The 20,269-nt window shown below is 60.4% G+C and carries 22 protein-coding genes; 8 read left to right on the top strand and 14 right to left on the bottom strand.

Going from position 1 to position 20,269, the window contains the following annotated elements; translation table 11 throughout:
* Positions 1 to 14: 14 nt before the first annotated feature.
* The 5 genes from ACI3GR_RS09345 to cysQ all read right to left on the bottom strand — a co-directional run bounded on the left by ACI3GR_RS09345 (position 15) and on the right by cysQ (position 5,320).
* On the bottom strand, positions 15 to 1,298 hold the full coding sequence (locus ACI3GR_RS09345) for a glycosyltransferase family 4 protein (protein ID WP_407494890.1): 1,284 nt from the start codon (positions 1,296 to 1,298) through the stop codon (positions 15 to 17).
* Positions 1,258 to 2,241: a UDP-glucose 4-epimerase GalE gene (gene galE, locus ACI3GR_RS09340; RefSeq protein WP_407493960.1), complete on the bottom strand. Its 984-nt coding sequence runs from the start codon at positions 2,239 to 2,241 to the stop codon at positions 1,258 to 1,260. The genes ACI3GR_RS09345 and galE overlap by 41 nt, the downstream gene beginning before the upstream one ends.
* Positions 2,242 to 2,253: 12 nt before the next feature.
* Positions 2,254 to 3,147 carry a UTP--glucose-1-phosphate uridylyltransferase GalU gene (gene galU / locus ACI3GR_RS09335; protein WP_407493959.1) on the bottom strand — a complete coding sequence of 298 codons (894 nt, stop codon included), beginning with the start codon at positions 3,145 to 3,147 and terminating at the stop codon, positions 2,254 to 2,256.
* Between the two features lie 125 nt (positions 3,148 to 3,272).
* Positions 3,273 to 4,517 carry a glycosyltransferase family 2 protein gene (locus ACI3GR_RS09330; RefSeq protein WP_407493958.1) on the bottom strand — a complete coding sequence of 415 codons (1,245 nt, stop codon included), beginning with the start codon at positions 4,515 to 4,517 and terminating at the stop codon, positions 3,273 to 3,275.
* A gap of 5 nt (positions 4,518 to 4,522) precedes the next feature.
* Positions 4,523 to 5,320: a 3'(2'),5'-bisphosphate nucleotidase CysQ gene (gene cysQ, locus ACI3GR_RS09325; protein ID WP_407493957.1), complete on the bottom strand. Its 798-nt coding sequence runs from the start codon at positions 5,318 to 5,320 to the stop codon at positions 4,523 to 4,525.
* Positions 5,321 to 5,452: 132 nt separating this feature from the next.
* Here cysQ and ACI3GR_RS09320 point away from each other — a divergent pair, with 132 nt between their 5' ends.
* Complete coding sequence (locus ACI3GR_RS09320) at positions 5,453 to 6,274, top strand: ABC transporter permease (protein WP_407493956.1); 822 nt, start codon at positions 5,453 to 5,455, stop codon at positions 6,272 to 6,274.
* On the opposite strand, the gene ACI3GR_RS09315 is transcribed toward ACI3GR_RS09320, so the two are convergent.
* Positions 6,271 to 6,873, bottom strand: a complete 603-nt coding sequence (locus ACI3GR_RS09315; RefSeq protein ID WP_407493955.1) for an alpha-ketoglutarate-dependent dioxygenase AlkB family protein — start codon at positions 6,871 to 6,873, stop codon at positions 6,271 to 6,273. The genes ACI3GR_RS09320 and ACI3GR_RS09315 overlap by 4 nt on opposite strands.
* A gap of 213 nt (positions 6,874 to 7,086) precedes the next feature.
* Between ACI3GR_RS09315 and dnaK the strand changes: the two genes are divergently transcribed.
* The 4 genes from dnaK to radC all read left to right on the top strand — a co-directional run bounded on the left by dnaK (position 7,087) and on the right by radC (position 11,841).
* Positions 7,087 to 8,997: a molecular chaperone DnaK gene (gene dnaK, locus ACI3GR_RS09310; protein WP_407493954.1), complete on the top strand. Its 1,911-nt coding sequence runs from the start codon at positions 7,087 to 7,089 to the stop codon at positions 8,995 to 8,997.
* Between the two features lie 79 nt (positions 8,998 to 9,076).
* Complete coding sequence (gene dnaJ / locus ACI3GR_RS09305) at positions 9,077 to 10,228, top strand: molecular chaperone DnaJ (RefSeq protein ID WP_407493953.1); 1,152 nt, start codon at positions 9,077 to 9,079, stop codon at positions 10,226 to 10,228.
* 132 nt (positions 10,229 to 10,360) lie between these two features.
* Positions 10,361 to 10,987, top strand: coding sequence for a LysE family translocator (locus tag ACI3GR_RS09300; protein ID WP_407493952.1), 627 nt, complete (start codon positions 10,361 to 10,363; stop codon positions 10,985 to 10,987).
* Positions 10,988 to 11,073: 86 nt separating this feature from the next.
* Positions 11,074 to 11,841, top strand: coding sequence for a RadC family protein (gene radC / locus ACI3GR_RS09295; protein ID WP_407493951.1), 768 nt, complete (start codon positions 11,074 to 11,076; stop codon positions 11,839 to 11,841).
* 13 nt (positions 11,842 to 11,854) lie between these two features.
* Here the strand turns inward: radC and ACI3GR_RS09290 are convergent, their stop codons facing one another.
* The 5 genes from ACI3GR_RS09290 to def (ACI3GR_RS09270) form a co-directional block, all read right to left on the bottom strand.
* Positions 11,855 to 12,091 (bottom strand): GlsB/YeaQ/YmgE family stress response membrane protein, encoded by a 237-nt coding sequence (locus ACI3GR_RS09290; protein ID WP_407493950.1) that lies wholly within the window; start codon positions 12,089 to 12,091, stop codon positions 11,855 to 11,857.
* 9 nt (positions 12,092 to 12,100) lie between these two features.
* On the bottom strand, positions 12,101 to 12,340 hold the full coding sequence (locus ACI3GR_RS09285) for a hypothetical protein (RefSeq protein ID WP_407493948.1): 240 nt from the start codon (positions 12,338 to 12,340) through the stop codon (positions 12,101 to 12,103).
* A 10-nt stretch (positions 12,341 to 12,350) separates the two neighbouring features.
* A complete protein-coding gene (gene fmt / locus ACI3GR_RS09280) occupies positions 12,351 to 13,256 on the bottom strand; it encodes a methionyl-tRNA formyltransferase (RefSeq protein ID WP_407493947.1) in 906 nt (301 codons plus the stop codon).
* A gap of 65 nt (positions 13,257 to 13,321) precedes the next feature.
* Complete coding sequence (def, locus tag ACI3GR_RS09275; protein WP_407493946.1) at positions 13,322 to 13,816, bottom strand: peptide deformylase; 495 nt, start codon at positions 13,814 to 13,816, stop codon at positions 13,322 to 13,324.
* A complete protein-coding gene (gene def, locus ACI3GR_RS09270; RefSeq protein WP_407494889.1) occupies positions 13,813 to 14,331 on the bottom strand; it encodes a peptide deformylase in 519 nt (172 codons plus the stop codon). The genes def (ACI3GR_RS09275) and def (ACI3GR_RS09270) overlap by 4 nt, the downstream gene beginning before the upstream one ends.
* A 141-nt stretch (positions 14,332 to 14,472) precedes the next feature.
* On the opposite strand from def (ACI3GR_RS09270), the gene ACI3GR_RS09265 reads away from it, so the two are divergent.
* Positions 14,473 to 15,657, top strand: coding sequence for a MalY/PatB family protein (locus tag ACI3GR_RS09265; RefSeq protein ID WP_407493945.1), 1,185 nt, complete (start codon positions 14,473 to 14,475; stop codon positions 15,655 to 15,657).
* Positions 15,658 to 15,669: 12 nt separating this feature from the next.
* Here ACI3GR_RS09265 and ACI3GR_RS09260 read toward each other — a convergent pair whose 3' ends face one another.
* Together ACI3GR_RS09260 and ACI3GR_RS09255 are read right to left on the bottom strand one after the other, a co-directional pair.
* Entirely contained in the window at positions 15,670 to 16,533 is an 864-nt protein-coding gene (locus ACI3GR_RS09260; protein WP_407493944.1) for an EamA family transporter, read from the bottom strand.
* A gap of 220 nt (positions 16,534 to 16,753) precedes the next feature.
* On the bottom strand, positions 16,754 to 17,440 hold the full coding sequence (locus tag ACI3GR_RS09255; RefSeq protein WP_407493942.1) for a response regulator transcription factor: 687 nt from the start codon (positions 17,438 to 17,440) through the stop codon (positions 16,754 to 16,756).
* Positions 17,441 to 17,627: 187 nt separating this feature from the next.
* Here ACI3GR_RS09255 and ribA point away from each other — a divergent pair, with 187 nt between their 5' ends.
* Together ribA and ACI3GR_RS09245 are read left to right on the top strand one after the other, a co-directional pair.
* Entirely contained in the window at positions 17,628 to 18,701 is a 1,074-nt protein-coding gene (ribA, locus tag ACI3GR_RS09250; RefSeq protein WP_407493941.1) for a GTP cyclohydrolase II, read from the top strand.
* On the top strand, positions 18,701 to 19,177 hold the full coding sequence (locus tag ACI3GR_RS09245) for a L,D-transpeptidase family protein (protein ID WP_407494888.1): 477 nt from the start codon (positions 18,701 to 18,703) through the stop codon (positions 19,175 to 19,177). Before ribA ends, ACI3GR_RS09245 begins: the two co-directional genes overlap by 1 nt.
* 3 nt (positions 19,178 to 19,180) lie before the next feature.
* Here the strand turns inward: ACI3GR_RS09245 and thpD are convergent, their stop codons facing one another.
* Positions 19,181 to 20,125 (bottom strand): ectoine hydroxylase, encoded by a 945-nt coding sequence (gene thpD, locus ACI3GR_RS09240; RefSeq protein WP_407493940.1) that lies wholly within the window; start codon positions 20,123 to 20,125, stop codon positions 19,181 to 19,183.
* Positions 20,126 to 20,269 lie beyond the last annotated feature (144 nt).

Below are 20,269 nucleotides of genomic sequence, written 5' to 3'. Positions count from 1 at the left end.
AGGGCGGTAGCCTATCAGGTCGCCTTTAACACGACCTTGAAATGCATATCCCATGTCGGGGGAAAAAACCCCGAACTTGCCCCGGACCCTGACCGTCCAACCTCTATTCGGCTCTTTATGGCCTTTTTCCAAGAATAGCTGTCCGTTGCGTCCACGTAAACTGGCAAATCCCCCAGCGTTTCCTTGACCGCGTCCAAGGGCGCGCTGATCACCGGCGTGCCTAGCGTTGCGGCCTCGACCGGGGGCAGGCCATAGCCTTCGGCGAAACTGGGAAACAGCAGCGCGTTGGATTTCGCCAACAAGGTCGCGACGACCTTGTCCGACAGGTCGGGCCATTCAAAGATATCGATGCCCCGCATGGGCGTGCGGTCCAGACGGCGGAACGTTTCTTGGTTCATCCAACCGCGCGCGCCGCAGATGCCCAGCACCGGGCGGGGGCCGTCCTCTTCCTCGTCCCACTCTTCCCAGACATCCAGCAGGATCGCATGGTTCTTACGCGGCTCAATCGTGCCGACACACAGGAACAGGGGCCGATCCTCGGGCAGTTCTGGCGGCAGAACGGTGCTGTCAGCGCGGGAGATGTCGACGCCCAGAGGCGCGACGATGCAATGCGGCGGCGTGACCCGGTCGGCTTCGTCCATTTCTTCGTTCAGGGCGGCCATGTGGCGAACCACGTCCTGACGGGTCTTGTCGCTGTTACAGATCACCAGATCGGCGTGATAAAGCACCCGTCGCAGGATGCCGCGAAACCGATCCACGCTTTCGGGGCGGCAGTATTCGGGGAAATCCAGCGGGATCGTATCATGGATCATCACGCTGATCTTGACCCCCGGCTTGGCATCCAGCGCGGACAGCGTCGCTTCGGTCAGGCCGGAGTGGCCAATGTTCAGGTAGGTGAATTCCCCGGTCAGCGATTGCAGCAGTTTGGGCAGGTTCTTCCCGTAGACGCGCACGCGGGCCAACCGCCACAAATCGCTGTGCACGCGTTTCTGCAAGGGCGTCAGGCGCCCGAAAAAGTTCAGCCAGAACCGTGTCTTGCCCCAAGGCGTCTTGCCCTGAACCCGGTGCAAGAACGACGTCATACCGGACCGGTCCAGCAGCACATAGCCCAGCGCAACCCGCACCAAGGCATAGCAATCGGTATCCCGCTCCAGCAGCTCGCGCAGGTAGGCAAGCTCGACCCGGTCGACGCCCGTGGGTTTGCGCCCCATCCGGCTGGCCATGCGGGTCAGGTCCAGAACGCGAACCGTCGGCTGTTTATTTGTCGTAGTGTCCAGTCTGATGCCACCGCCAGGCATCGGCAATCATCTGGTCCAAGGTGGACCGCGTCGGTGTCCAGCCCAGCTCGGCCTCGGCCCGGGTAGAGCCTGACACCAGTTTCGTACAATCGCCGGGCCTGCGCGGACCCTCCGTATAAGGCACAGCCTTGTTGGTGACTGCGCGGGAATGTTCAATAACCTCACGAACCGAGAAACCAGAACCTGTGCCCAAGTTAAACACACGGCTTTCCCGCCCGTCTATGAGCCATTTCAATCCAAGAACATGTGCGTCGACGAGATCACATACATGTACATAATCCCGGATGCAGGTGCCATCGGGCGTATCGTAATCGGTACCAAAGATCGTCAACGCATCGCGTTTCCCGTCGATCGCGTCCAGCATCAGGGGGATCAGATGCGTTTCGGGCCGATGGAATTCGCCAATTTCACCGTCAGGGTCACCGCCCGCCACGTTGAAATAGCGAAAGATCACGTGGCGTAGACCATAGGCCGCCCCAAAGTCGCGCAACATATCCTCGATCGCGCGTTTGGACGCGCCATAGGCGTTGATCGGCAGTTGGACCGAGTCTTCGTCCAGCACCACCCCATCCTGATCGCCATAAGTCGCGCAGGTCGACGAAAACACGAAGTTGCGGCAGCCCGCATCCACCGCGGCCTCGATCAGATTGCGTGACCCTTCGACGTTGTTCTGCCAGTAAAGCCCCGGCTTCTGCATGGACTCGCCAACCTGCGACAAGGCCGCGAAATGCATCACGGCGACCGGCGCATGGGTGGCAAAGACCTGATCCAGCCGCGCACGGTCCAGCAGGTCACCGCGTTCGAACGGTCCGAATTGGACCGCATCTTCCCAGCCGGTGATCAGATTGTCGTAGGTGACGGGCTCAAACCCCGCCGCGCGCAATGCCTTGCAGGCGTGGGATCCGATGTATCCCGCGCCGCCGGTGACCAGTACCTTATCCAAGAAACACCCGTATTATTGCGCCGCTTGGTCCATGTTTACCACGGTCTGCAGAAATTCCATCAAGTCATCGCGCAATTCCGGCCGCGACAGGGCAAAAGACACAGTGGCCTGCAAATACCCCGATTTAGAGCCGCAATCGAACCGCTGCCCGTTGAACCGGAAGCCAAAGACATCGCGCCCTTCGGTGATTTCATGCGCGATGGCGTCGGTCAGCTGAATCTCTCCGCCCGCGCCGGTTTCCTTGGCCTCCAGGTTTTCAAGAATTTGCGGCGTCAGCAGATACCGCCCAATCACGGCAAGGTTCGATGGCTGCGTTCCGGGCTTGGGCTTTTCGACCATCCCCTTGACCGACACCAGCGATCCCATGTCCTCTTTCACGTCCAAGATGCCATAGGCGTGGGCGCGATCCGCGGGCACTTCCATCGCGGCGACCATGTTGCCGGGATTTTCTTCGAACGCCTCGACCATTTGCTGCAGGCAGGGCTTTTCGGCGGCGATGATGTCATCAGGCAGGATCACGGCAAAAGGCTCGTCACCGATCAGACGGCGCGCGCACCAGACCGCGTGGCCCAGACCCAGCGGCTTTTGCTGGCGGATATAGGCGATGCGCCCGCTGTCCATGACCGTTTTCTTCAGCTCTTCCAGAAGGTCGTCTTTGCCCTTCTTTTTCAGCTCGGCCTCCAGATGCGGGGCGTGGTCGAAGTAATCTTCCAAGGCGGATTTGCCACGAGAGGTGACAAAGATGAATTCCTTGATGCCCGCCGCGCGGGCTTCATCGATCGCGTATTGGATCAGGGGGCGGTCGACCAGCGACATGATCTCTTTCGGGATCGATTTGGTGGCCGGCAAAAAGCGCGTGCCCAGCCCCGCGACGGGGAAAATGGCCTTGGTGATCTTGTTTTGCATATGTGTCTGCGCCTTTGCGCCTAGTCCTTCGTTACCCATCATTATGTCAGAGCTTCCTATAGTAATCACCCCGAACGCCCCGAAAAGTTCCCCATACTGAACCGAAGGGTTACGAAACAGGCAGATTACCGGGCCTTCCGAGGGATCCCTCTGACAGCCGCAACCCGCGCGATTTCACGCCGGACGCGGCCCTTGAAACGGCCCGGACGGATCATCCACCCCGATCGCAGGCTTTTACCCCAGATACCGCCGCGCTGTTCCCAGACCCCCGCACGCGTCATGCGGACGCGGTGGTACAGCGTCGTCGGCGAAAACAGAAACAGGCTGACGGATTCCCCGCGATCTGCCCGCTCTTCTGCTTCGGCCCTTAATGCGCGTCGGCGCAGGCTGCGACCCGAAAGAACGACGCCCGGGGTCTTGATCCGGGTTTCAAACGCCAAGAACGGCTCCGTCGAATGGGGCAGGCTGGGCAGCGCGTGCAGATCCCGCGTTTGCCCCGCCTTGATCCCGTCGCGCAGACGCCTGCGCAAGCGGCGCACATCACGCGGCTCTAGCCGTCCGGCGATCATGTGGTCGATCAGGGCTTTGTCGCGGGCTTTGCGGAAGTGGCGCACAATGCTGTCGCGCTGATCTTCGGGACAGTGACGGCGCAGATAGACCATCAGGCTTGCCCCGATTTCGAACAGATCGCGGGGTGCACGCGACGCATCCCGCCGGACCGATGGGGCAAAAGCGTGATGCACCTGCGCCAGTGGCACGATCGCTGTGGGCTTGCGCGCCTTGGCCAGCCGCATGTTCAAATCGGCCTCGTCCAGATAGAACCGATAGGCCGGGTCGAACCCTCCGATCCGCGCCAGATCAGAGCGGCGGAACGCCATGTTGGTACCTTCCGTCTTGATCGCCGACCCGGGCGGCGGCGTCAGCACCGTCGGCTGCATCCCGTCCAGATTCAAAGCGCTATCGGTCGCGGTATAGTCGATGCTGCGCGCAGTCCATTGGAAGGAAATCCCATTCCGGCCAATCACATAGCCACCCGCAGCCGCCACAGACATATCCGCAAAAGGCGCGGTCAGATGGTTCAGCCACGTGGGTTCCGGCACAGCGTCATCATCGATAAAGGCCACCAACTCTCCGGCTGCGATGGCGATACCGACGTTCCGCGCAAGCGAGATGTTGGGATCAGCAAAGGCCACTGTCTTGACCTGATCTTCCATCCGCAGGCGGCGCACGGTTTCCAGACCTTCGGCATCGGCGACCACGATGATTTCATAGCTGTCGTACAGCAGCCGCGCCAATCCGGTCAGCGTCAGGGCAAGGCTGTCGCCCCGGCCCTTACTGACCACAATGACACTGACCGCAGGGTTCGACATCGGCGTTATGCAGGCTTTAGATCGACCGTCGGCGATGCGACGATAAAGAACGGGTTGGCAAAGTCTTCCTTGCCGTAAGTCAGCGGCTCATGCGTATCAAAGCGCACGACCTTGCCGCCCGCGCCGTTGACGACCGCATGGCCCGCGGCTGTGTCCCATTCCATGGTGCGTCCGATGCGGGGATAAATGTCGGCCTCTCCGGTCGCGACCAGACAGAATTTCAGCGACGATCCCGCGCTTTTGGTGTCTGCAGCTGTGTATTTCGCCAGATAATCATCGGTCGCCTGATCGCGGTGCGATTTCGACGCGACGATCCGCAGGGCGCTGTTGTCGGCCTGTGCGACGCGAATGTCATGCACCTCTCCGACCGTGTCCTTGTCGAACGGCCCAAACTCCTCGACCGAGGATCCGTCGGCCCGGGTGTAGAACATCCGGTCCCGCGCCGGGGCATACACCACGCCGCGCACCGGAACGCCATCTTCGACCCAGCCGATGTTGACCGTGAAGTCGCCGCGCCGATTCACGAATTCCTTGGTTCCGTCCAGCGGATCGACGATCAGAAAGCTCATCGCGCTTTCGCTGTGGGTCGCGGCCTGTTCTTCGGTCACCAGCGCCACATCAGGGAACGCGTCGCGCAACCCGGCCGAGATCAGGGCATCCGCCGCCTCGTCCGCTTCGGTCACGGGGCTGCTGTCGGACTTGGTCTTCACCTCGAAATCGTCGGAGTTGTAGATCTCCATGATCTTGTCACCGGCTTCCAATGCCAGCTTCCGCATCACGATTTCTAGTTTTTGATAGTCCAAACTGCTGCTCCTTGACCCAAGTGCGCCTGCAGGCGTGAATTGCCTTAACGCTTGGTCAGAGTTATGATGCCCCCTAAAGGGATCAGCAAGACTTCCCTGCACAGAATAGGCGCAGCCCTACAGGACACCATCATGTTCGAGACGAGAGTCAATCGGTCCAAATTCGCGTCAGCGCTCGCGATCCTCGAACTGATCTACCATTCTGCCGTCCATTCGATCCGCATCACGCACCGTCACGCGATCTGGTCGATCTTCATCAACATGCTGCAGGCGATCATCTTCGTTCTGTCGTTCTACGCGATGTTCGAAATCCTCGGCATGCGCCGAACGGCGATCCGGGGCGATTTCCTGCTGTACCTGATGTCCGGCATCTTTCTGTTCATGACCCACGTGAAAACCGTGGGCGCGATTGCGGGCGCGGGCACCTCGACCAGTGCGATGATGAAACACGCGCCGATGAACACGGCGGTGGCGATCGGGGCGGCGGCGCTGTCGACGCTCTATATCCAGATCCTGTCGCTGTTCATGATCCTGTTCATCTATCACGTGGCTTTCACACCGATCACGATCGAACAGCCGGTCTATGCGCTGGGGACGCTGCTTCTGTCTTGGTACACCGGGATCGGTGTGGGCCTTGTGCTGCTGTCGATGCGGCCATGGGCACCGCAATTCGTCAGCGTGTTCAGCCAAGTTTATCAGCGGGCGAACATGATCGCCTCGGGCAAGATGTTCGCGGCCAATTCACTGCCGGGCTACATGATCGCCATGTTCGACTGGAACCCGCTGTTCCATGCGATCGACCAATGCCGCGGCTTCGTGTTCCTGAACTACACCCCGCACAATTCATCGCTGGCCTATCCCATCTGGGTCGGCACGGCACTGTGCATGATCGGTCTGATGGGTGAATTCTACACGCGCAAACACGTGTCTCTGTCGTGGGATGCGAAACGCTAATCCACAACGCGTAGCGTCAGGTTGATCCGCCCGCCCTTGGGCAACACGCGGGACGACCCGAACCGGATGCGATCCACCCCGTGATAGGTCAGCCGCGCAGGCCCGCCCATCACCACGACATCCCCGGATTCCAGCCAGATCGACTCGGTCTTGCCGCCCTTTTCCTCGTTCCCGATGCGGAACAAACCGTCGTCGCCCAAGGATACCGACAGCACCGGATAGGTAAAATCCGCCTCGTCGCGGTCTTGGTGCATCCCCATCCGCGCGCTTTCGCCGTAATAGTTGATCAGGCAGCAGTCCGGCTGCCGGTCCAACCCCGTCACGTCGCGCCAGATGTCCAGTATTTGGTCCGGGATCGGCGGCCACTCCATCCCCTTTGGGTGCGTGCGTTCGTACCGATAGCCGCGCGCATCCGAATACCAGCCGTACTTGCCCGCGCTGGTCATTCTTACCGACATCTTGTTGCCAAAGCGGGTCGTGGGTGAAAACAGCGGCGCAGCCTTCAGCACATCGCGCAGCCCGGCGATCAGGTCGCGCTGCGCCTGTTCATCCAGATAGCCTTTATAGATATCAAAACCGCGAATTGAGACCTTGTTCACCCGATTTCGCGCCCTTTTCGCGTCCAAAAGCCCAAATATCTCAAATTTGCCGATTCCTGTTCTTTGCCCGCCTTGCAGCACGAAACACTGGTCCTTATATACGCCGAGAAGCGCGGCGGACAGCATATCGACCGCCGCCCTGTCAGGCGGAGGTGGATGCCGTTTACGGGTCCGTCTCCGGTACTATCGCCTTAAGTAGAAGGGATTGAAAATATGTCCAAAGTGATCGGTATTGACCTTGGCACCACGAACTCCTGCGTTGCTATCATGGATGGCTCGCAGCCGAAGGTCATCGAAAACGCAGAAGGTGCACGCACGACCCCGTCGATCGTTGCCTTCACCGACGAGGAACGCCTTGTCGGCCAGTCTGCCAAGCGTCAGGCTGTAACGAACTCCACCAACACCATCTTCGGCGTCAAGCGTCTGATCGGCCGTCGTGCGGACGATGCGGATCTGGCCAAGGACAAGAAGAACCTGCCGTTCAACGTCATCGACGGCGGCAATGGTGACGCATGGGTGGAAGCCAAGGGTGAGAAGTACTCTCCCTCCCAGATTTCTGCCTTCATCCTTGGTAAGATGAAGGAAACCGCCGAATCCTACCTCGGCGAAGAAGTCAGCCAGGCCGTCATCACGGTGCCTGCTTACTTCAACGACGCACAGCGTCAGGCGACGAAAGACGCCGGTAAGATCGCCGGCCTCGAAGTGCTGCGCATCATCAACGAACCGACTGCCGCCGCGCTGGCCTATGGTCTGGACAAAGAAGACACCCAGACGATCGCCGTCTACGACCTTGGCGGTGGTACCTTCGACGTAACCATTCTGGAAATCGACGACGGCCTGTTCGAAGTGAAATCCACCAACGGTGACACGTTCCTTGGTGGTGAAGACTTTGACATGCGCATCGTCAACTACCTCGCCGAAGAGTTCAAAAAAGAAAACAACGTCGACCTGACGCAGGACAAGATGGCCCTGCAGCGTCTGAAAGAAGCCGCTGAAAAAGCCAAGATTGAACTGTCGTCGTCGCAGTCGACCGAAATCAACCAGCCGTTCATCTCGATGGGCTCGAACGGTCAGCCGCTGCACATGGTCATGAAACTGACCCGCTCCAAGCTGGAGCAACTGGTGGGCGACCTGATCAAAGCTTCGATGAAGCCTTGCCAGGCTGCGCTGAAAGACGCGGGTCTGACCACGTCTGACATCGACGAAGTCGTTCTGGTCGGCGGTATGACCCGTATGCCGAAAGTCATCGAAGAGGTGACCAAGTTCTTCGGCAAGGAACCCCACAAGGGTGTGAACCCTGACGAAGTGGTGGCCCTTGGTGCAGCCATTCAGGCCGGCGTTCTGCAGGGTGACGTGAAAGACGTTGTTCTTCTGGACGTGACCCCGCTGTCGCTGGGTATCGAAACGCTGGGTGGCGTGTTCACCCGCCTGATCGACCGTAACACCACGATCCCGACCAAAAAGTCTCAGGTCTTCTCGACCGCCGAAGACAACCAGAACGCCGTGACGATCCGCGTGTTCCAAGGTGAACGGGAAATGGCCGCTGACAACAAGATGCTGGGTCAGTTCAATCTGGAAAACATCCCGCCCGCACCGCGCGGCATGCCCCAGATCGAGGTGACGTTTGACATCGACGCCAACGGTATCGTGTCTGTTTCTGCCAAAGACAAAGGCACCAACAAGGAACAGAAGATCACGATCCAAGCATCGGGTGGTCTGTCGGACGAAGACATCGAAAAGATGGTCAAGGACGCCGAAGAAAACGCCGAGGCGGACAAGGAACGCCGCGAGCTGATCGAGGCGAAGAACCAAGCCGAAAGCCTCATCCACTCGACCGAAAAGTCGATGGAAGAGCATGGCGACAAGGTCGACCCGTCCACGATCGAAGCGATCGAACTGGCGATTGCCGCGCTTAAGGATGAACTTGAGAACGACAACGCCGAGAAGATCAAATCCGGCATCCAGAACGTGACCGAAGCGGCCATGAAACTGGGTGAAGCGATCTACAAAGCAAGCCAGGACGAGGGCAGCGATGACGAACCCGCCCCCGCCGATGGCCCGTCGGATGACGACGATATCGTAGACGCGGATTTCGAAGATCTGGATGACAACAAGCGTGCGTAATTGCGCATGCTGGAACCTTTGGGGCCGGCTCACCTTCGGGCGGGCCGGCCCTATCCGTTCCTAGGGGGAGACCACCCATATGGCAAAACGTGACTATTACGAGGTGCTGGGCATCGCCAAAGGTGCCAGCGCCGACGAGATCAAAAAAGCCTATCGCAAGAAGGCCAAGGAACTGCACCCCGACCGCAATTCGGACAACCCGAAGGCCGAGGAACAGTTCAAGGAAGCCAACGAAGCCTACGACTGCCTGAAAGATCCTGATCGCAAGGCGGCCTACGACCGTTTCGGGCATGCAGCATTCGAAGGCGGCATGGGCGGCGGCGGCGGACCGCGCGGCGGTCAGCAGGGCGATTTCGCCAGCGCCTTCAGCGACGTCTTCGACGACCTCTTTGGCGACTTCATGGGCCAGCGCGGCGGCGCGGGCGGCGGGCGTCAACGCGCGACCCGTGGCTCTGACCTGCGCTATAACCTGCGGATTTCGTTGGAAGATGCCTTTAGCGGGCTGCAGAAAACCATTCAGGTCCCGACCTCGGTTCAGTGCGACACCTGTAACGGGTCTGGCGCCGAAGGCGGGTCCGAACCCGCGACCTGTCCGACCTGTTCCGGCATGGGCAAGGTTCGTGCACAGCAGGGATTCTTCACGGTCGAACGCACCTGCCCCACCTGTTCGGGTGCGGGTCAGATCATTAAGAACCCGTGCAAATCCTGCGGTGGCATGGGCCGTGTCGAACGGGATCGGTCGCTGTCGGTCAACATCCCCGCCGGTGTCGAAACAGGCACCCGCATCCGCCTTGGCGGAGAGGGTGAGGCCGGGATGCGCGGCGGCCCTGCGGGCGACCTCTATATCTTTATCGAGGTTGAACCACATAAGATCTTTGATCGCGAAGGTCCGAACCTTTTCTGCCGCGTGCCCGTGTCCATGACGACCGCAGCACTTGGCGGTGATATCGAGGTGCCAACCATCGACGGTGGCCGTAGCCGTGTGAAGATCCCCGAAGGCTCGCAATCCGGTCGCCAGATGCGTCTGCGCGGCAAAGGGATGCCAGCGCTGCGGGGCGGCGGTTCGGGCGATATGATGATCGAACTGGCGGTGGAAACGCCGGTGAACCTGACATCGCGCCAGAAAGAACTGTTGAAGGAATTCAACGAGCTGTCCGAAGAAAACAGCCCCGAGAACAAGGACTTCCTAAAGTCTGTTCGCGGGTTCTGGGACTCGATGAAAGGCGCTTAAGAACAATACCGAAAGGCCCGCCTAACCCGCGGGCCTTTCTTTTTCCTAATCCCCACTCCAGCGCTTTCCTTTTCCTATTTACGCACCGCCAGTTTCATGGCTGGCTGACGAAATTAGGTAAAAGGATTTCTCATGGATATTCACATCTGGCTGGCCTTCGTCGCCGCCTCTATCGCACTGTTGTTGATCCCGGGCCCCACTGTTCTGCTGGTGCTCAGCTATGCGATCAGCCAAGGCAAACGGGTGGCCCTTGCCACGGTTGCGGGCGTTGCCCTTGGCGATCTGATCGCGATGTCGGCCTCTCTTGCCGGGCTTGGCGCGCTGCTACTGGCTTCGGCCACATTGTTCATGGTGCTCAAGTGGGTCGGCGCGGCTTATCTGATCTACCTTGGCATCAAACTCTATCGCAGCGCCTCTTCGGCCTCACTTGGCCAGTTGGAGACGGCTGACCAATCCTCGGCGTCGGGCGTTTTCGGTCACGCGGCTGCGGTGACGGCGCTTAACCCCAAGTCGATCATCTTCTTCATCGCCTTCGTACCGCAATTCGTCGCCACGGACAGCCCAGTGTTGCCGCAGTTCGCGATCCTGACCGCCACTTTCGTTGGCCTCGCTGCCATCAACGCACTGGCCTATGCCCTGCTGGCCGACAAGCTTCGGTCCAGGATCGCCCGCCCTTCGGTCCTTGCATGGTTTTCCCGCATCGGCGGCGGCGCGTTGATCGCCATGGGCATCGCCACGGCTGCGGTCAAACGCGCGTAACGGTACAGCCAGCGGGCGGTCGTTTCTATGACCATCGCCCGCTGCGTTAACCCGGCTTTAACCATGAGCGGCGCATCTTCGCGCTCATGACACACCGCGCCCATTCTCTCTCTGAACCGCCTCTGCCGCTTTTCGCCTCCTCGCGTCAGGCATCGGTGCCACAATCCACCGGCGACAAGCTTCCCTCCTACATCGCCGATCACCGCGCCCGCCTGCGCGATCGGTTCCTGAACGGCGGCGCGGATGCCATGCCCGACTACGAACTGCTGGAAATGGTCCTGTTCCGCGCCAATGCCCGAACGGATATGAAACCGCTGGCCCGAGCGCTGCTGGACCGGTTTGGCAGCTTCAACAATGTCATCACCGCACCAGAGCCTGAGCTGCTTAAAATCCCCAAGATCGGCCGCGCCATCGTGGCCGAGTTGAAACTGATCGAAGCCGCCGCCCAGCGCCTGATGCGATCAAAGGTCATCAATCGTCCGGTCCTTAGCTCTTGGCAGGCGCTGCTGGACTATTGCCAAACGGCCATGGCCCACCGCGACACCGAACAATTCCGCATCCTGTTTCTGGATCGCAAGAATTCCCTGATCGCGGATGAGGCGCAGGCCAAAGGCACCGTGGATCACGTCCCCGTCTACCCGCGCGAGGTCGTGAAACGCGCGCTGGAACTCAACGCCAGCGCCATGATCTTGGTGCACAACCACCCCAGCGGCGATCCGACGCCCAGCCAGCCCGACATCGACATGACGGCCCAGATCGTCACCGCCGCAGACGCGCTAGGCTTGACGGTGCATGACCACCTGATTATCGGAAAATCTTGCGAATATTCGTTCCGGGCGAACGACCTAATTTAGTCTCTAAATCAGGTTATTTCGGCCCATACGTCTGCCACAGCCAGATCAGCAACAGCGCCCCAAGCACCGCACCGATCAGCCCGGCAAACATCCCCATCACCGACAAAAGCGCCCGCAGGATCAGCCCGCCGATCACGGCGCCCCCCATGCCAATCGCTATCGTCGCGGGGACCGAGGCCTCGACCTTCATCATCCGCGTCGCCAGAAACCCTGCCGCCGCGCCCACGATCAACAACCAGATCACACCCATAATCGCCCCCTACTTGCGCCGATAATGCGTCGGCACGATCACCAACGCGCCAAGCGACGCCAGAATAGCATCAATCCCCGGCGAAAACAGCCGCAGCCCGAACATCAGCGCAACGAAATAGAACAGAAAGGCGCCGCCGACGCTAATGATGATCGACGGCACATATCCATTGCGCACGAACCCGGACCGTTCGGCCGCATAACCGACGATCCCCGCAATCACCACCGTACCGATCAGCGTCGGAAACATCGCAAACCTCCTACAGCACCGCACCCTTGGGCACGGCGCGCCCGCGCAGAAACTCTGTCGCATCCTGCGCGCCCTTGCCCGCCCGTTGCAAGCGCGTCAGTTGCACCGCGCCCGTCCCGCAGGCCACACTTAGCGCGTCATCTAACACCTCACCCGGCGCGCCGGAGCCGTCAGCCAGTCTGGATCCCAGCAGCTTCAACCGCTCGCCCTCAACTTCGACCCAAGCGCCAGGAAAGGGCGACAGACCCCGGATCAGCCGATCGACCTCTTCTGCAGGTTTCGACCAATCCACCCGCGCCTCGGCCTTGTCGATCTTGTGGGCATAGGTCACGCCCTCTTCGGGTTGGACCTCAGGCGTCAGATCATCCAGCTGCGCCAAGGCCTCCACGATCAGCCGTGCCCCCATGACCGACAGCCGATCGTGCAGCTCTGCCGTGGTCTCCTCTGCCCCGATCTCCAATGCCTCGCGCAGCAACACCGGCCCTGTATCCAGCCCCGCCTCCATCTGCATGATGCACACGCCGGTCTCTCCGTCCCCCGCAATGATCGCGCGATGGATCGGCGCGGCCCCGCGCCAACGCGGCAGCAAGGACGCGTGGATGTTCAGACAGCCCCGATCAGGCGCATCCAAAATCGCCTGCGGCAGGATCAGCCCATAGGCCACGACCACGGCAACCTCGGCGTTCAACGCGGCGAACTCTGCCTGTTCCTCGGCACCCTTCAGGGACACCGGATGCCGCACCTCCAGCCCCAGTTCGATCGCGCGGGCATGAACAGGCGTCGGCCGATCCTTTTTGCCCCGACCCGCAGGGCGCGGGGGCTGACAATAGACGCAGGCGATCTCGTGCCCGGCCTCCACCAGCGCATCCAGCACAGGCACCGAAAACTCTGGCGTTCCCATGAATACAAGGCGCATCGCTCACCCCTTCTTCTGGTTAAAAATACCCTCGGTGAGCGCGAGGGGCAGCGCCCCTCGTTTCCTCACCCGACCTTCTTCGCCTTCCGCAGCAGCATGTCGCGCTTGGTCTTGGACAGGCGATCAAAATACATCTTGCCCGCCAGATGATCGATCTGGTGCTGCACAGACGTCGCCCAAAGGCCAACGAAATCCCGCTCCTCAACCTCGCCAGCTTCGTTCAGAAACCGTACCGTCACGGCCCGAGGGCGCGTGATCTTGGCCGAAACGCCAGGCAAACAGGGCGATGCTTCTTCGTGATCGCGCGGCTCAATGCTGGAATGCAGCACCTCGGGGTTGGCCATCCGCACGGCTTGGCCACGTTCGCCGCTTGCATCCACAACCGCCAGCCGCCGCATCACACCGATCTGCACGGCGGCCAGACCGACCCCCGGCATCGCCTCCATCGTGTCGATCATGTCGTCCCAGATACCGCGCACCTCATCGGTGACGGCATCGACATCGACCGCACGGGTCCGCAGCCGTTTGTCCGGCCAGCGCAGGATCGGGCGAACCGTCACGCGCGGGCCCGTTCGCGTTTCATTTTCTGGGATTTGCGCGTCATCATCTGCCGCTTGATCGGGCTCAGGTAATCGATGAACAGCTTGCCGTTCAGATGGTCGATTTCATGCTGAACGCAGGTCGCCCACAGCCCGTCGAAGGTTTCCGACTGGGCGTTTCCGTCCCGGTCCATCCATTCCACGGTCACCTCTGCCGGGCGCTCGACCTCGGCATATTGTTCGGGGATCGACAGGCAGCCTTCCTCGTACACCGATTTTTCATCCGAAGACGCGATAACCACCGGATTGAACATGATCAAAGGGCGCGGCGTGGCGCCTTCTTCTTTCACGCAATCCATCACGATCAGGCGGCTCATCAGCCCGATCTGCGGACCGGCCAGACCGATGCCCGGCGCGTCATACATGGTTTCCAGCATGTCGTCGGCCGTGGCCCGCAGCTCATCTGTCAGGTCAGCAACAGGATCGACCACCTTTTTCAGGCGCGGATCGGGATGGATCAGGATCGGACGTATCATGCGCCTGATGTAAGCGATGCCGCGCGCCCGCGCAATCTGGTCGCGCATCCCATTCAAACCATTGTCCATCCACGCACAGCAGCCCCCCTTGCCAAGCCTGCCGCGATAGCTAGCTTTGGCCCGACGCATAAAGGAATACCTATGACCACATCCCATCCCAACTTTGACGAAGTCATCGAACGTCGCGGCACCCATTCGGCCAAGTGGGACAAGATGGAGGCGTTTTGCGGGGTCTCTCCGACTGACGGGATTCCGATGTGGGTCGCCGATATGGATTTCCGTCCGCCGCAAGTCGTGACCCAGGCGGTGCATGATTACGCAGCCCACGGGGTGTTCGGCTATTTCGGTGACGACGATGCCTATCTGAACGCCATCACGTGGTGGATGAAGAACCGCCATGGCTGGGACGTGGACGCGGGGCACATCTTTTCCACCCACGGTCTGGTCAACGGCACCGGCATGTGTGTTGAGGCGTTCACCCAGCCCGGCGATGGCGTGGTGATGTTCACCCCCATCTATCACGCGTTTTTCCGCGTGATCCGCGCGGCGGGCCGTCAGGTGGTGGAATGCCCGATGATGTTGAACGATGGCCGCTACACGCTGGATTTCAACCGCTATGACGGCATGATGACCGGCACCGAAAAGATGCTGGTGTTCTGTTCGCCCCACAACCCCGGCGGCCGCGTCTGGACCGAAGCAGAACTGCAGGGCGTGCTGGAATTTGCCAAGCGCCATGACCTGATCATCGTGTCCGATGAAATCCACCATGATCTGATCATGCCCGGCCAAAAGCACATCCCGATGGCGAACATCCCCGGCGCGTCCGATCGGCTGGTGATGATGAGCGCGGCCACCAAGACGTTCAATCTGGCCGGGATGCACACGGGTAACGTCATCATTTCCGACCCTGACCTGCGGCGCGATTTTGAAATGAAGATGAGCGCGCTTGGCATGTCCCCCAACGCCTTTGCCAAACACATGATCCCCGCCGCCTATTCGCCCGAGGGCGCGCAATGGGTCGATGCGCTGATGGAGTATATCGACGGCAACCGTAAGGTGTTCGATGACGGTATGCGCCAGATCCCCGGTGTGAAATCAATGGATCTAGAGGGTACCTACCTCGCCTGGGTCGATTTCGCTGATACCGGGATGGAGGCGACAGAGGTGCAGCGCCGTATCCTCAAGGACGCCAAGATCGCCGTGAACCATGGCGACAGCTTTGGTGCGGGTGGCGCGACGTTCCAGCGGTTCAACCTTGCCACGCCGCGCGCCCGCGTGGTCGAGGCGGTCGAACGGATGCAAAAGGCCTTCGCCGATCTGCAATAACGCTGTCGGCGATCACCCAAGGATCACGACGACAACGCCGATCACACAGACGACAGACCCGATCATCCCCCGCGGCCCAAGGCTTCGGTCGCGGTGGATCAACCAATTCAGACCGATGGTGATCAGCGGATAGGTCGCGATCAGCGGGGCAACCTGCGCGACCTCTCCTTTCCCTAGGGCCAGATACATCAGCACCAACGCCGTGCCATTCGCCAAACCGATGGCCATGAACCACGCGATGCCCGCGCCCGCGTTGGGGGGCAGCTTTTGCCCCGACGCCCACCGCGCGCCCCAGACCACGAAGGATGACATCAGATAGGCGATCAGCGCGGCGGCAAACGCCGAGGGCCAGAAGATCATCCCAAGTTTGACCACTGGCTGAACTGCGCCGCGAAAGAACGCCCCGATCAACGGCAAAGCCAGCACCGCCAACTTGGCCGTCGGATCGCGGCGGGACCGGTCAATCGCCAGCAGCAGCATCCCGCCGCAGACGGCCAGCACGCCGATCCACTGGGGGATACTCGGCACCTCTCCTAACAGCAGGATCGCCAAACCGATGGCAAAGATCGGAGACAGGTTGCCCAAGCCCCCCGTCAGATTCGGCCCGATCGCCCGGTTCGACACGAAGTTCAGCAGCGACACCACCGCAGGGTAAAATACCCCCGCCGCAGCGAAGATCCCCACCGCGCGCCAGTCCAACGCCGCGAAATCAATGGTGACAGGGGCCAGCACCGCGAACATCACAAACGACGTCGGCACGCTGAACGTCGCGCCCACCAAGGGCGACAGCGTTCGCAGACCAAAGGTGGTCAGCACCAGCCCGAGGGCCAGAAAAACAGCCGCCGACAGCGACAGGGCATAGATGATCAGATCCAAACGCGCGTCCCGAAACCCTTATGATACAAAGGTGTTTCACGAAGTTGGACAAAAAGAAACCCGGGCACGAGGGCCCGGGCAAGTCCAACAGGGAGGTACATATCAAACCCGGATATGCGCGGGTCGGTTCCGTTAAAAACCTAATTACATGTTACCATCATTCATCTTAGAAGAATAAGCTTGGTTATCCTTACGGCAATTCTTCTTCAGGTTGTGACTTTTACGCCACCAACCGGTAACCGCCACTTTCCGTGACCAGCAACCGCGCATTCGACGGATCGGGTTCGATCTTTTGACGCAGACGGTAAATGTGGGTTTCCAGCGTGTGGGTCGTGACCCCGGCGTTGTAGCCCCAGACCTCGTGCAGCAGCACATCACGCGCCACCACCCCGTCGTTCGAGCGATAGAGGAACTTGAGAATGTTCGTCTCTTTCTCGGTCAGGCGGATTTTCTTTTCTTCTTCGGTGATCAGCATCTTCATGCTGGGGCGAAAGGTATACGGCCCAAGCTGAAAGACAGCGTCCTCGCTTTGCTCATGCTGGCGCAGCTGGGCACGAATACGCGCCAGAAGCACCGGAAACTTGAACGGCTTGGTGATGTAATCATTCGCACCCGCGTCCAGACCCAGAATGGTATCCGCGTCGCTGTCATGTCCGGTCAGCATGATGACGGGCGCCTTGACGCCCTGCTTGCGCATCAGTTTGCACAGTTCGCGGCCGTCGGTGTCGGGCAGACCCACGTCAAGGATCAGCAGGTCGAACAGGGATTCCTTGACCTTCTGCATCGCGCAGGCGCCGTTGTTTGCCTCAAGAACGTCGAAGTCCTCGGTCATGACCAACTGCTCGCTCAGCGCTTCGCGCAGGTCATCGTCGTCATCGACCAGAAGAATGCGTTTCAATTGTGCCATGTGTGGCCCTCCTTCTTGCGGCCAGTCGTGGCCGGTTCCGATCACATGTGCGTGCATCCCCCTCCCGACAAGAATTGCTACCATCCTTTCACGCGGACGTGTCTGTCGGGGCGTTATTGTTTCAACTTTGACATTTTTGGTCTTAGATAAGGCCCGGTCTGCAAAGGCTTTCTGCAATAGGTTCCCGATGTCCCTGATCCCCGACACCACCGAAATACTGGCCCGCGCGCGCGCTGATCTGCGCATGGGGCTGCCTGTCGTTCTGCGGGATGGCGACCGATTGCTGCTGGTCGCGGCGGTCGAAACCCTGTCGGACGACAGGCTGGCGGCGCTGCGTGCTATGACATCCGTTCACTTGGCGATCACCGCGCGACGGGCCGAAACGCTGAAAGCGCGGCCCTACGATGGCGATCTGGCGCGGTTGGTGCTGCCCGATGATGCGGGCCTGTCTTGGCTGAACGCCGTAGCGGACCCGGCGGATGATTTGCGGTCTCCGATGAAAGGACCGTTCGTTGCGCTGCGCGATGGGCCTGCCGATCTGGACCGTCTGGCCCTGCGCATTCTGAAATCCGCCCGCCTTCTTCCCGCAGCGCTGTGCGCCCTGATTGATGCCGCGCCCGACGGTCTGACCATCCTTAACGCGCAGCCGACCCGAGAGGTGATGGACCAAAGCGCGCCGCTACATGAAATCATCTTTGCCCGCGTCCCGATCACCGTCGCGGAAAACACCCGTCTGCACGTCTTTCGCCCCGATGACGGAGGAGAGGAACATTACGCCATCGAAATCGGCCGCCCGCCCCGCGATAAACCCGTGCTGGCGCGGCTTCATTCGGCCTGTTTTACGGGCGATCTGCTGGGATCGTTGAAATGTGATTGCGGGCCGCAGCTGCATGGCGCACTGGCGCAGATGGGGTCCGAAGGGGCGGGCGTCTTGCTGTACCTGAACCAAGAAGGCCGCGGGATCGGCTTGGCCAACAAGATGCGCGCTTATTCCCTGCAGGATCAGGGCTTCGACACGGTCGAGGCGAACCACCGTTTGGGTTTCGAGGATGATGAGAGAGATTTCCGGCTGGGCGCGGCGTTGCTGAAAGACATGGGCTTTAGCTCGGCCCGGTTGCTGACGAACAACCCCAACAAGATCGCGATGATGGAGCGTGCGGGCATCGCTGTCACGGAACGCGTCCCACTGAAAGTTGGGGAAAACCCGCATAACACCGCCTATCTGGCCACTAAGGCCAAGAAATCCGGTCACCTGCTGTGATTCGTCTGACGCCCCAAGGCCTGCGCGTTGGCCAGATCACCCTGCCCTGCACCATGGGGCGCGGCGGTCTGAGCGACGCGAAACGCGAAGGCGACGGGGCCACCCCGCGCGGGGTTCTGCATATTGTCGGCTGTCTCTATCGCCCTGATCGCACCACCGCCCCGGCACCTTGGGCCAGACCCATCCTGCCGGGAATGCTATGGTCCGATGCTGCGGACGATCCGCAGTACAACCATCTGGTACACGCGCCCTACGCCCCCAGTCACGAAACCCTACGTCGTGCTGATTCGCTATATGACATCGTTCTGATCACCGATTGGAACTGGCCCGACGCGACCCCCGGCGCTGGATCTGCGATCTTTTTTCACCAATGGCGCCGGCCCGGATACCCGACCGAAGGCTGTCTGGCCTTTTCCCGGTCGGATATTCGCTGGCTGGCCAGCGTGACGCCACCTGGCACGCCGGTCCTGATCTAAGGCTTAGGCCGTCAGAATGCGCCCGGTCTGAGGGCGGATCGGCATGGGCGTTCCGCGTTCTGCCAGATAGGCGGGGCGGGGCGATTTGGCGGCGTAGGGTTCTGTCACCGCATTCGACAGCGCGTTGTAGACGAAGAACGCGTTAGACCGGGGGTCCGGGGTGATGTTGCCGTTCGATCCGTGCAGCGTGTTGCAGTCGAAAAAGATCACGGTGCCCGCAGGCCCCTTGGCATGGTCGATCCCGGATTCGGCGGCCAGACGTTCCAGTGTTTCCGGCGACGGAACACCGACCTCTTGGCGCTTGAGGCTGGATTTGTGGTTCTCGTCGGGCGTCTCACCCTGCGTGCAGACGAACACGTTCTGCGATCCGGGGATCAACATCAACGGCCCGTTCAACGACGAATTATCGGTCAGCAGCAAAGACGCAGACACCGCCCGCATCCGCGGCATCCCGTCTTCGGCGTGCCAGGTTTCGAAATCCGAATGCCAGTAGAACTCTTTCCCGGTAAAGCCGGGCTTATAGTTCAGACGGCTTTGATGCAGGTAGACATCGTCGCCCAATAGGAAGGACGCGACACCCGCCATCCTCTCATCCCGCGCGACGCGGTCGAACAGGCTGCTGTGATCGTCCAGACGGAAAATGGTGCGCACGGCGTCGGACTCGGGTTCGGTGACAAGGTCCTCGGCGCGGATTTTCCGCCCCTCTTGGCGCAGTCTGTTGCTGGCGGCGATCATCGCCTGCACTTCATCCGCGTCGAAAATATCCCGGCGGATCATGTAGCCTTTGGTTTTGTAATGCTCTGCATCTTCGCGCGAAATTGGTGCGTTCTCGGACCAGTCGGACCACAGAACGGGGTCCTGACGGTCTATGATGGATTCTCCGTCGGTCAGGCGGGTGGGGTAACAATCCTTATCCGCAATGATCGAGTTTGGGCTTTGAACGTTCATTACGTCCTCCTCATTCACTGTTTGATATCGGGTCCGGACAATCGGACCGCCCAACCAACACAAGGGGGATGCATCACGTTCCTGCGATGAGAATGACAGCGCTAACATCGCCGGGAAAATTGGCGATAAGTTTCACGAGTTCAC

It is taken from the genome of Pseudooceanicola aestuariicola (genome assembly GCF_045763785.1).
Lineage (GTDB): Bacteria > Pseudomonadota > Alphaproteobacteria > Rhodobacterales > Rhodobacteraceae > Pseudooceanicola.
This window is presented reverse-complemented; position numbering and strand designations above follow the sequence as displayed.